10 protein-coding genes are annotated in these 11590 nt (G+C 41.0%); 6 read left to right on the top strand and 4 right to left on the bottom strand.

Annotated features, from left to right (window positions below):
• The first annotated feature begins 13 nt into the window (after window positions 1–13).
• The 4 genes from ABJG98_RS09045 to ABJG98_RS09030 are packed head-to-tail and all read left to right on the top strand — an operon-like array spanning window position 14 to window position 3491.
• Window positions 14–1096 carry an LptF/LptG family permease gene (locus ABJG98_RS09045; RefSeq protein ID WP_348279182.1) on the top strand — a complete coding sequence of 361 codons (1083 nt, stop codon included), beginning with the start codon at window positions 14–16 and terminating at the stop codon, window positions 1094–1096.
• The gene (locus tag ABJG98_RS09040; RefSeq protein WP_348279181.1) at window positions 1093–2004 is read left to right on the top strand and encodes a DMT family transporter; all 912 of its coding nucleotides are present in this window, start codon (window positions 1093–1095) and stop codon (window positions 2002–2004) included. The genes ABJG98_RS09045 and ABJG98_RS09040 overlap by 4 nt, the downstream gene beginning before the upstream one ends.
• 2 nt (window positions 2005–2006) lie before the next feature.
• The gene (locus ABJG98_RS09035) at window positions 2007–2327 is read left to right on the top strand and encodes a heavy metal-binding domain-containing protein (protein WP_348279180.1); all 321 of its coding nucleotides are present in this window, start codon (window positions 2007–2009) and stop codon (window positions 2325–2327) included.
• 24 nt (window positions 2328–2351) lie between these two features.
• Window positions 2352–3491: a serine hydrolase gene (locus ABJG98_RS09030; protein ID WP_348279179.1), complete on the top strand. Its 1140-nt coding sequence runs from the start codon at window positions 2352–2354 to the stop codon at window positions 3489–3491.
• On the opposite strand, the gene ABJG98_RS09025 is transcribed toward ABJG98_RS09030, so the two are convergent.
• The 3 genes from ABJG98_RS09025 to ABJG98_RS09015 form a co-directional block, all read right to left on the bottom strand.
• On the bottom strand, window positions 3492–4451 hold the full coding sequence (locus ABJG98_RS09025) for an NAD(P)-dependent alcohol dehydrogenase (RefSeq protein WP_348279178.1): 960 nt from the start codon (window positions 4449–4451) through the stop codon (window positions 3492–3494). It abuts the gene before it with no gap.
• 58 nt (window positions 4452–4509) lie between these two features.
• Entirely contained in the window at window positions 4510–6123 is a 1614-nt protein-coding gene (locus ABJG98_RS09020) for a SulP family inorganic anion transporter (protein ID WP_348279177.1), read from the bottom strand.
• Window positions 6124–6234: 111 nt separating this feature from the next.
• The gene (locus tag ABJG98_RS09015) at window positions 6235–7539 is read right to left on the bottom strand and encodes an amino acid permease (protein ID WP_348279176.1); all 1305 of its coding nucleotides are present in this window, start codon (window positions 7537–7539) and stop codon (window positions 6235–6237) included.
• Window positions 7540–7595: 56 nt separating this feature from the next.
• Here ABJG98_RS09015 and ABJG98_RS09010 point away from each other — a divergent pair, with 56 nt between their 5' ends.
• On the top strand, window positions 7596–8678 hold the full coding sequence (locus ABJG98_RS09010; protein ID WP_348279175.1) for an SRPBCC family protein: 1083 nt from the start codon (window positions 7596–7598) through the stop codon (window positions 8676–8678).
• A gap of 567 nt (window positions 8679–9245) precedes the next feature.
• The gene (locus tag ABJG98_RS09005; RefSeq protein ID WP_348279174.1) at window positions 9246–10505 is read left to right on the top strand and encodes a formylglycine-generating enzyme family protein; all 1260 of its coding nucleotides are present in this window, start codon (window positions 9246–9248) and stop codon (window positions 10503–10505) included.
• A gap of 30 nt (window positions 10506–10535) precedes the next feature.
• Here ABJG98_RS09005 and ABJG98_RS09000 read toward each other — a convergent pair whose 3' ends face one another.
• Window positions 10536–11579: a serine hydrolase domain-containing protein gene (locus tag ABJG98_RS09000; protein WP_348279173.1), complete on the bottom strand. Its 1044-nt coding sequence runs from the start codon at window positions 11577–11579 to the stop codon at window positions 10536–10538.
• Window positions 11580–11590: the final 11 nt, after the last annotated feature.

The following is an 11590-nucleotide window of genomic DNA, read 5'->3' as shown; positions in this document are numbered from 1 at the left end:
TTCAACGAGAAAAATGAAAAAGCTCGACTGGTACATATTGAAAAAAATACTCATCACATTTGTTTTTGTGGTGGGATTACTTGAGCTCATCATTTGCGTTATTGACTATACGGAAAAGAACGACGATTTCATTAAAAATGAACTAAGCTCTGGGTTGATCTGGCAGTATTACCTTTCATTCATTCCATACATTGCTAGTCTTCTTACACCTATTACAGTATTTATTGCTACAGTTTTTGTAACGGCCAAGATGGCTGCTAAAACAGAAATTGTTGCAATTCTGGCTAGTGGTGTTAGTTTCAAACGCATGCTGTTTCCTTACCTAATAGCTTCGGTGCTAATAGGATCGGCGAGTTTTTACCTCAATAGTTATGTCATTCCCGAGGCGAATAAATTTCGCCTCGAGTTCGAACTACAATACCTCAAGGATCCATTTTACAATACTGATAAGCACATCCATATTAAAATCGCAGAGCAGGATAGTTTGGAAGACTATATTTATCTGTATCGATACGATGTAAGAAGGGATGTAGGATCTTCTGTCACCTTAGAAAGAGTGAAAGGCACTCAGTTGGTAGAGAAAATCACAGCAAGACAGATCAATTGGGATACCACAGGACGGTGGACTTTGAAACGATGGCAAAGAAGAGAAATTAAGAATAAGCGTGAAATAATCACTGAAGGGGACGAGCTTGACACCTTGCTGAATTTAACTCCAAATGACTTTGGCAATAAAGATCGAATTTGGGAGACAATGACAATGGATGAGTTGGGTAGGCACATAAAGCTGCAAAAATCACGAGGAGCAGATGACGTTCATATTTTTGAAATTGAAAAATATGTGAGGTATATGTCTCCATTTACAGTTATCATACTGATGGCAATAGGGGTAATAGTCTCTGCAAAAAAATCACGACAAGGCACCGGGTTTCAAATTGCTCTGGGTTTTGTCATCGCTTTTGCATTCATCATCACGTTTATTTTGGCAACTGCCATAGCTGAAGCAGGTTCCATGAATACGATTTTGGCCATTTGGATGCCAAATATCATTTTTACAGGCGTGGCATCATTGCTTTACAAAACAGTACCTCGATGATTCAGGAAAAGAAGGATTTCTTAACCCTTCATTTCATTGTCTTGATTTGGGGATTCACTGCGATTTTGGGATTACTCATTAATATTCCATCTGTTGAAGTTGTCTTTTTCAGAACGCTGATAACCGCTGTTGGACTTTGGATCGTGTTGAAGTTTTGGAAGCGCTCTTTAGTGATCCACTCCCGAAAGCATTTTTTAGTGATACTGGGAACAGGAGTTTTGATAGCTGCACACTGGATTCTCTTCTTCCTCTCCGCACGCATTTCCAATGCTTCTGTATGTCTTGCGGGGATGGCCACTTGCTCACTTTGGACAAGCTTAATTGAGCCATTGTCACAAGGACGTAAGATCAGAGCTTTTGAAGTACTACTTAGCATCATTGCTTTTATAGGCATAGGCGTCATCTTCAATGTGGAGATTGACTATTTGTCCGGTCTACTTACAGCGGTACTATCAGCTTTTATCGCTTCAGTATTCACAGTAATCAATGGTCGGTTGACGAAAACCTATGATCCGTATGTCATCACATTTTATGAAATGGTAGGTGCATGTGTTGCTACAGTATTATTTTTTCCAATCTATACCGGATTCTTTGTTGATACGCTGGTGCTGAATCCAACACCAGAAGACTGGTTTTATTTATCAGTTCTAGCTATTGTTTGTACTGTATATGCGTATTCTATTTCTGTTGAACTCATGAAGCGTCTTTCTGCATTCTCAATTAACCTTGTAGTAAATCTTGAGCCAGTGTATGGTATTGTATTGGCTTTGATTATTTTCGGCGATAGCGAAGAGATGAGCCCAGGATTTTACTTAGGAACATTTTTGATCCTAACCTCGGTGCTACTCTACCCGTTATTGAATCGGCGTTATAAAAAGAAGGCGCTTTCCACTGATATAATTAGATAAATATGCTACTTACAACAACGAACAATGTAGAGGGAAAAAGTATCTCTACTTACTATGGAATGGTCACCGGTGAAGCTATCATCGGTGCTAATATTTTCAAAGACATTTTTGCGTCAATTACTGATATAGTCGGAGGTCGGTCTGGCGCCTATGAAAAATCACTTAAGGACGCAAAGAATATTGCAGTTCAGGAATTGATGGAAGCTGCACAAGCCTTGGGTGCCAATGCAGTTATTGCCATTGATCTTGACTATGAAACACTGGGTAGAGATGGAGGTATGATGATGGTCAGTGCAAGCGGAACAGCTGTAAAACTGGATTAATCACCCATTTATTAACTTGCCAATATGGCAAGAAAAACACTCCTATTTTTAGCGCTGAGTATTTCTTTAACACTCAGCGCTCAATATTATCCTACCAAAAGTCAATGGGAAGGCAAGTCTGCTTCACAAGTTGGCTTAAAGCAATCCGGAATAGATGATGCAGTCCAATTTGCAATGGATCATGAATATTCAGGACAAAAAGATTTGCGCCTCGCAATACTTCAAAGCTTCAGTAGAGAACCGTATCACGAATTGCAGGGACCTACCAAAGGTCGGGGTGGGCCAGCAGGAATGATCATTAAGGATGGTTTTATAGTGGCTTCTTGGGGAGACACCAAACGCGTAGATATGACCTTTAGTGTCACCAAAAGTTATCTTTCAACAACGGCTGGCCTTGCTGTTGACGATGGACTAATTTCATCCGTTAAAGACAAAGTGAAAGACTATGTTTGGGATGATACTTTTGAAGGCGAGCACAATTCAAAGATTACCTGGGAGCACTTACTGCAGCAAACCTCCGATTGGTCAGGTGCGCTTTTCGGTTTGTATGACTGGGCAGACAGGCCAGATCGTGAAGGAAAGTTGGACGACTGGAGATATAGAGAGCTCAAAGAGCCTGGTAGCAGCTACAAATACAACGACGTTCGCGTCAATGTGCTTTCATATTCCCTTTTAAATGTTTGGCGAAAGCCTTTACCTCAAGTACTCAAGGAGCGCATCATGGATCCAATTGGTGCAAGCACAACCTGGAGATGGTATGGATATGATAATTCATGGATGACATTGGATGGCCAGCAAATGCAGGTAGTGAGTGGAGGTGGACATCATGGTGGAGGTGTTTTTATAAGTACCGAAGATCATGCACGATTTGGGTTGTTATTTGCCAGAAAAGGCCAATGGAACAATGACCAACTTATTTCAGAAGAATGGACTCGGATGATTCAAACGTCTGCTTCAGCCTATGAAAGTTATGGATACATGTGGTGGCTCAATAAGGGTCCACGGTCGTGGGATGGATTGCCCAGTCACCTGTATTATGCTGCGGGTTTTGGAGGGAATTTCATAGTAGTAGACGAGCAAAATGATCTGGTAATAGTTACTCGTTGGCTGGAACCTTCGCAAATAGGTGAGATGGTGAGAAAAGTCTACAATGCGATGGATTAGTTATTCCATTACTGATATAATCACTTTTCCTACGTGCTTACCTTCACCAAAGTGTTGAATGGCCCAAGGTGTTTTTGCCAATGGATATGGTCCGTCTACCACCGGTTTTAATAAACCTTTTTCATAAAGTGCATGAATCTTATCAAGATCCTTGTTTGCTTTTAGACCAACCATGTAAACAGGTTTCTTTCTGACTTTTCTTGCAAATAGTAGTTGAAGTAAGTTTTTGATTTCACCACCAATGGACACGTACTTTCCATTGGGAGACAGGACTCTTATATATGATTTAGGTGGCCTCGTCATTTTTGCGTCTAAAATCAGATCGTATTTCTCCTTACTTTTTGTGAAGTCAGTTTTTTTATAATCCAATATGTGATCAAAACCGATTTCCTCCATGGTCTTGAGCTTTTCTCCTGTGTCTACACCAGTCACCTCAGCATCGTACGTTTTGGCAATAAACAAACCCAGAGTCCCTACGCCTCCACCCGCCCCATTGATCAATACTTTCATACCCATTTCGATCTGACCTACATCAACTAAGCCTTGCCACGCAAGATTAGCAGCATGAGATAAGGCAGCTGCATCTGTGAAAGATAGGTTGTCTGGTTTTCTAACGATCGCTTTTTCACTGATGCTGATATATTCAGCGAAGCTTCCAAAACCATGATAAGAAATATCACCGTAGACCGGATCGCCAACATTGAAATTAGTAACACCTTCTCCGATAGATTCTACAGTTCCCGAAAGCTCCATCCCAGGAATGGGACGCTTGGGTTTGAATAAGCCGAAGAGGAGTCTGTATAAGCCTGGAATGCCTCGAACCATGCTCCAGTCATAGTCATTGACAGCACTGTAATGCACTTTTATCAACACCTCATTTTCCTTTGGAGTGGGCTTTGCTACGTCAATTAGTTTAAGGTTTTCTGCTGAGCCGTATGTGGCGCAATGAATAGCTTTCATCAGTTAGCGATTAGGTTTTGAAAACCTTAGGACGAGAGTGAATCGCCAAGGGTTACACCTAAACCTCTTTATCCAATAAATTCGTTACCACATGGTAGCGTGGATCATCAATTGAAGATACGATCATGTGTTCAAAATCAGGACTGGCCTTGTGAAGCAGCGTCTTGCACTCTGGACTTAGATGTACAAGTTTCACTTTCTTCCCATAATCTTTATATTTTTTCTCCAATGCAAAAATTGCCTCTATGCCTGAGTGATCGCTCACACGAGATTCCAAAAAATCTAATTCAACACTTTCAGGATCATTGGCTGGATCGAATTTGGAATTGAATGACTGGACTGAACCAAAAAACAATGGTCCCCATATCTCATACACTTTAGTGCCATCTTCTTTGATTGATTTACGCGCACGGATTTTAGTCGCATTTTGCCATGCAAACACAAGTGCGGACATGATTACTCCTACAATCACTGCGATTGCCAAGTCTTGCCATACGGTAATGGCAGAAACAGTTATTAAAACAATGGCATCTGCCAATGGAATTTTATTGATTATTCGGAAGCTACTCCATGCAAACGTTCCAATTACTACCATGAACATTACACCAACTAAAGCAGCAATTGGAATTTGCTCAATGAGTGGAGCTGCGAATAATATAAAGCAGAGTAAAGCCAATGCTGCAGTGATCCCGGACAAACGTCCTCTACCACCAGAGCTTACATTGATGATGGATTGACCAATCATAGCGCAACCTCCCATTCCTCCGAAAAGACCATTTAAGATATTAGCGCCACCTTGAGCAACACACTCTCGATTACCACTGCCTCGTGTCTCCGTCATGTCATCGATAAGATTCAACGTCATCAATGACTCAATAAGACCTACAGCCGCTAGTAAAACAGCACTGGAGATAATTAATCCCCAATGGCCTTCAAGCGTATCCAAAAGGCTGAAAATCTGCATTTGGAATGACGGTAAGCTTCCTTCCAATCCATTCCCACCTCCTTCACGAATGAATGAACCAACGGTGCTCACGTCCATTCCACCAAAAATGGTTATGGATGCTACTACTACAATTCCAACCAGAGCAGCGGGAAGTTTCTTGGTCACTTTTGGAAGAAAATACATGATAGCCATCGTAAGGCCGACCAATCCGAGCATGATGTATAAATCTGAGCCACCCAACCACTGATATTCACCATTGATTCGCTCTTTAAAAAGCCCGAGTTGAGAGAGGAAAATAACAATTGCAAGACCATTCACAAATCCCATCATTACTGAATGTGGAATAAGTCGAACAAATTTTCCCAAACGGAAAACACCTGCAAGGATTTGGATGGCTCCCACAAAAAGCAATGTTATAAACAACCATTGAAGTCCAAGATTATCGATCGGTGTGCTGAGTGTATTGCCTACTTCGTTCCCCTTTTGAATCATATGTACCATCACAACAGCCATGGCTCCAGTAGCACCAGAGATCATTCCCGGTCGACCACCAAACATAGATGTGACAATACCCATCATGAAAGCTCCATACAATCCAACCATCGGATCAATGCCTGCAACAAATGCAAACGCTACAGCTTCAGGCACCAATGCAAGTGCAACAGTAAGCCCTGAAAGAATATCATTTTTTGGATTAAAGGTGAAGTTTCGAAATAATCTTTTCATAGGTCTTTTCAAATAAGCGCGCAAAGATAGAATATTCGGAGATGGAGAGTAAGGATAGCATGATTATTTATCCATTGTCACTCTCGCATATAGCCAAAGCTAGCATTGGATCTACTTTGAAGAGTCATTCTTAATCTTCATCCAAACGAACACAGGGAGGCCTCCGATTAAGAGGAGAAATCCCCAATAAACAATTTCCATACCTGAGCCTGCGATGGCCCAAATGGAGAAAAAGAATGCGATTGAAGCAAGAATTGCCTTGAATCTGAATCCATGTATGATGCCTTCTTTTTTTGCTGTAATCATGACATAACTCACTGAAGTAAAGAGATAAGCTATTAGAGCTGTCATGCTGGAAAGCAGCAATGCAAACTTGAATGCCGAAACCAGTCCTTTTGCATAATTCATGATCATGAGAAGAGAAATGAGAATGCTGGACAAAACAATCCCTACAGCCGGAACACCGTTCTTATTTTCTCTGGCAAATACCTTTGGGAAAAGCTTGTCTCTGGAAATAGCAGCTGGGATTTGACCTTGTACTAAAATCCAGCCATTCAAGGCTCCAAGTGTAGAAACAATAGCCCCAATAGCCACCAGACTTTCAGCCCATGGCCCCCAAATAATTGCTGCGGCATCCGCAAAAGGTGCTTGAGAATATTGTAGCTCCTCCGGTGGAATAATGCCCATCAGCGAAGTGGTGCCAAGCATGTAAACCACTGTGACTACTCCGAGTCCAAAGTAAGTGGATCGGGGAATTGTGCGTTTTGGGTTTTCTATATCTCCGGATGGAATAGTGGCACATTCAATTCCCATATAAGCAAAAAAAGTAAGTGTAGCTGCCTGAGTAATGGCCTGAATATCCGATACACCGCTAATATTGAAGGATCTAAAATTCTCAAATTTTAAGTAGAATAAGCCGAATATGCCAATAGCTAGCAATGGCGTGATCTTCAATATGCTCGTGATTAAAGAGAATATTCCAGCTTCTCGGATTCCCAGGGTGTTTACCCAAACAACACCCCAAACGATGGCTAATCCGGTACAAATAGCGACCACATTGTTATCTTGAAGGACTGGAAAAAACACCCCGAGATAGCTAACAAGAGCAATGGCTATTGCGGCATTGACACACCAGATAGATACCCAATATCCCCAGGCCACCAGAAAGCCAGCTAAATCACCAAGACCATTTCTGGAGTAGACATAAGGTCCACCAGACGTTCCTGGCAGCATTTTGCTAAACTCAATGAATACAAATGCAAGTGCAGCAGCTCCGAAGGCAGATACAATCCAACCAATTAAGCTGATACTACCGAAAGATGCGAGTGTAGCAGGTAGAAGAAAAATCCCTGAACCGATCATATTACCAACCACCAAAGATGAGCTGGTCCAGAAGCCGAGCTTTTTTCTACTCATGAATTCAAAGTTGGAGTCATTTAAAAAACCGTATTTTTGAAATATACCCTAAATAAATGAATAGGTATCACATCAATCCAGACATTACTAAGGCAGAGACTTTGCCTGCTTTTTTTTATCGAGATCAGGCAACATTCGAACTGATCAAAGAAAAGATTTTCTATAATTCATGGCAGTGGATTGGTGACGAAAATCTGGTACAGTTGCCCAGGCATACACACCCATTCATTTTAATGGATGGATATCTTACTGAACCTATGTTGCTAACAAAAGACGAGTCTGGGGATATCCATTGTTTAAGCAATGTATGCACACACCGAGGTAACCTTGTCGCTAACCAGCCGGGAAGTCAGCGCAAACTGGTGTGCATGTATCACGGGAGGAAGTTTGGGTTGGATGGATCATTTGAATCCATGCCGGAATTTAAGGAGGCTAAAGAATTTCCAAGAGCTTGTGAAGATTTGCACAGATTCGAATCTACGAAGTGGGGACCACTGCTTTTTGCAAAGCTTGGAGGTGAAGTAGACTTTTCAAAAGTGATAGAAGAGATGAATCGGTATGTTGGTTTCTTACCGCTAAATGAATTTGTCTACAACGAGGTTCAGTCAAAGGATTATCTGGTGAATGCACATTGGGCACTTTACTGTGATAATTACCTTGAGGGATTCCATATACCATTTGTTCATAGTGATCTCAATGAAGCTTTGGACTATGGGAGCTACGAAACGATTCTCCATGAGCATTTCAATGTTCAGGTAGGTTATTCAGAAGGCGCGGAGGATACGTTCGAACTTCCGAAGGATCATATTCATGCCAATAAACGTGTGGCAGCCTATTACTTCTGGGTATTTCCGAATATGATGTTCAACTTTTATCCATGGGGATTGTCTGTCAACATTATTCGTCCACTTTCTTTGAATCAGACCAAGGTATCGTTCCTTTCATATATCTATGATGAATCAAAACTGCACAAAGGTGCTGGAGCATTGCTGGACAAAGTGGAACGTGAAGATGAGTTTGTAGTGGAAGGTGTGCAGAAAGGACTCAGGTCAAAGTACTACACTGCAGGTCGATTTTCACCAAAACGCGAACAAGGTGTTCATCAGTTTCACTCGATGTTAGCTAATTATTTAGGGTAATTTTTTAACATTCCTAAGCACTTCAATCGAATCAGTGATTTGGGAATTGTTGGAGAAGTTAGATTCTATTAAAAGTTTAAGAAAGTTGTTGGTTGAATATGTCATGTCGGTCCTGATCCGGCATCTTCGGAAGGTCAATTAAAGCACGAGTTACAAATTCGCACTAGCGTGATTGTAATGATTATTTATCAACATTATTTGTAAACTTCCATGAATCAGAAGGTATAGTTCCTTTCGTATATCTACGATGAATCGGAACTATACAAAGGTGAAGGAATATGGCTGAGCAAAGTGGAGGCTGAATGAGTTTGCTGTGGAAAGTGTGCAGTTGTTGTTCATGGAGTACATCGCTTCTGCTGATATATGGGACAAACTCTTAATTATTATGAAGGTATAATTGGCTAGGATCAATCAGGCGAAAGAAATATGATGTTGTGAACAGCGTTTCTATTTTTTAGACGTTGTAGAGACTTGATCTGCTATCTTCAAACCAAAGAATGTGTTAGTATAGATGGGAAGTTAAAGGTCGCGTAGCAATGCTTTGAATGAATTAACGAAACATTAATAATGAATCAAATAGGATCGGAAGAGAAATCGTCAATGAAAGAAGTACGAAAAAAGAATCGTAAGCTATTAATATGGATACTGAGCTTATTAATCCTCTTACTTGGAGGAGGATTACTATTAGTACTAAAGTCTTCAGAATCTACGATAGATTATGACGTGCAAGAAAAATATGCTGAATCGGTTGGCCAAGCAGAAAAACTTGAGAATAAAGGATATTACAAAGATGCTCTTGAGGAATACGAAGAGGCTAATGAACTTCTAAACGATGAGGTACTTATTAAAAAGATCACATCACTGAAATTAATCATAAAAATTAAGGAAGACTCTAGTGCCTGGGAGATTGCTAAGGAGAAGAATACCATCAAATCCTATAATTACTATATCAATTCATTTGCTGAAGGAGAGTATATCTCGGATGCAAAGGCAGCACTAGTTACTTTTGAACCACAAGTGGATCAAAATTACCCTGAAGCTATAAGAGAGCCGACTCTCAAGGGTCAAGACGCTGCTGTTTCGGAGACTACAAGACAAGATGTTGAACAAAAAATAAATAAAATATTAACAGAAATTTTTAATAATATGGTGAATGTGTCCGGCGGCACTTTTACAATGGGTTGTATCAATTTTATCAGACCAGGTTGGGGAGATTGTGAAGAAGATGAGCAGCCTGCCCACGATGTATACGTTAGCGGCTTTGCCATTTCAAAGTATGAGGTTACTCAAGCGCAATGGAAAGTTGTAATGGGGAATAACCCTAGTAAGTTTGATGATTGCCCTAATTGCCCTGTTGAAAGTGTTACATGGAAAGAGGTACAGGACTTTATTGGGAAACTCAATCTGCAAACAGGCATGAATTACCGTTTGCCTACAGAATCCGAGTGGGAGTATGCGGCACGTGGAGGCCACACTAAAGGTGAACATAGATTTAAGTACGTAGGAAGTGATAATATTGACGAAGTGGCCTGGCACGCACGTAATAGTGAATTCAAGACATCTCCGATCGGTCAGAAACAACCAAATGTGTTGGGGTTATATGATATGAGTGGAAATGTATCAGAATTTTGTCAGGATTGGTATGGAAAGGGTTATTATTTAAAAAGGCACAGCAATGATCCCCAGGGGCCATCTTCAGGCACCGTTCATGTGACTCGTGGTGGCAACAGTTTTGCCGGAGGAATATTTAGTAGGGTAACGGAACGTTCTTACCTTTCACCTAAGTACGAAAGGGCTGCTTTTCTTGGATTCCGTTTGGCTCTTTGAAGGTAAAAAACTTTCGCAGAGAGGAAACTTCTAATCCCTACGAACGAGTTCCCTCCTCAAAATTTTCGCAATACGGTTATTTACAATTTCAGATGTATTCCACAGAAGCAGTTTAGGATCTGTTGTGCTATAAAATTGAATGACGATTGCATCAATGTCTTCATGATAGCTAGCAAAACTCTGATAGCCGGGAACCCAGCCGCTATGCTCATGCTCATAAATGGACGAATAGATTTCTTGTTCTTTTCCATCAAACAAGGATCCGTCGTTTAAGGCCCTCAAGAAGATACCCACGTCTTCTGCTGACGCTAACATACCGAGATCGTCTGTCTTTAAATCGTGCGGATGCCCAATATGATAGCCACTCATCACATCTTTCATATTCACATCCCTAAGCGAACTGAAGGTGTTTTCCAGTCCAAGCCTATTTAGAATCTGTTCCTCTATGTATTGATGACGGCTGTAGCCCAATACTTTATCTATAAGCTCTCCAATAAGCAAATAATTGGTGTTGGAATAACCATAGCCTTCGTCAGGTTCGAAATATGCAGGTAAGTCAAGCGCCAATTCGAGTGCCGCTTCAGTGCTTTCGGCAGGGTGTGCCCAATAATCTGGGGCATCAGTAAAGTTGGGAATGCCACTTCGATGTTGGACCATCATTCGCAAGGTGATTGCCTCAGCATTTTCAATTCTTCCCACAAGTTCAGGAAAATAGGTAGCAAGTGTTTTGTCCAAAGACAAACTATCGTCATGTACAAGCTTAGCCACAGTAACTGCATGGTATAGCTTGCTGATGCTGGCTATTTTGAATAGGGCATTTGGGTCGGCAGGTATTTTCTTTTCGCGATCATGCCAGCCTGCAGCATAAAATTCGGGTGCTTTTCCAGCTTGATCTACGTACACAATCATTCCTTCAAATCCATGATTGATGGCTTCATCCAATTGTTCTTGAATTGTATCTGGAAGCGGCAGAATCCATGCTTTTACCAAAAGCCACGGCACAAAGTATAAGGAGCTTATACTAGCAATAATGAACATGATTTTAAGTATACTTTTGGATTGTTTTTTCATCATGATGAGTTGTT

Origin of the sequence: Ekhidna sp. (genome assembly GCF_039960695.1) — a bacterium.
In the GTDB taxonomy this organism is placed as follows: domain Bacteria; phylum Bacteroidota; class Bacteroidia; order Cytophagales; family Cyclobacteriaceae; genus Ekhidna.
This window is presented reverse-complemented; position numbering and strand designations above follow the sequence as displayed.

Bases quoted from the DNA above. Each gene is read 5' to 3' on its own strand.
- ABJG98_RS09020 (WP_348279177.1), bottom strand. From the start codon at position 6,123: ATGAAAAGATTATTTCGAAACTTCACCTTTAATCCAAAAAATGATATT.
- ABJG98_RS09040 (WP_348279181.1), top strand. From the start codon at position 1,093: ATGATTCAGGAAAAGAAGGATTTCTTAACCCTTCATTTCATTGTCTTG.
- ABJG98_RS09045 (WP_348279182.1), top strand. From the start codon at position 14: ATGAAAAAGCTCGACTGGTACATATTGAAAAAAATACTCATCACATTT.
- ABJG98_RS09010 (WP_348279175.1), top strand. From the start codon at position 7,596: ATGAATAGGTATCACATCAATCCAGACATTACTAAGGCAGAGACTTTG.
- ABJG98_RS09025 (WP_348279178.1), bottom strand. From the start codon at position 4,451: ATGAAAGCTATTCATTGCGCCACATACGGCTCAGCAGAAAACCTTAAA.
- ABJG98_RS09005 (WP_348279174.1), top strand. From the start codon at position 9,246: ATGAATCAAATAGGATCGGAAGAGAAATCGTCAATGAAAGAAGTACGA.
- ABJG98_RS09035 (WP_348279180.1), top strand. From the start codon at position 2,007: ATGCTACTTACAACAACGAACAATGTAGAGGGAAAAAGTATCTCTACT.
- ABJG98_RS09015 (WP_348279176.1), bottom strand. From the start codon at position 7,539: ATGAGTAGAAAAAAGCTCGGCTTCTGGACCAGCTCATCTTTGGTGGTT.
- ABJG98_RS09030 (WP_348279179.1), top strand. From the start codon at position 2,352: ATGGCAAGAAAAACACTCCTATTTTTAGCGCTGAGTATTTCTTTAACA.
- ABJG98_RS09000 (WP_348279173.1), bottom strand. From the start codon at position 11,579: ATGATGAAAAAACAATCCAAAAGTATACTTAAAATCATGTTCATTATT.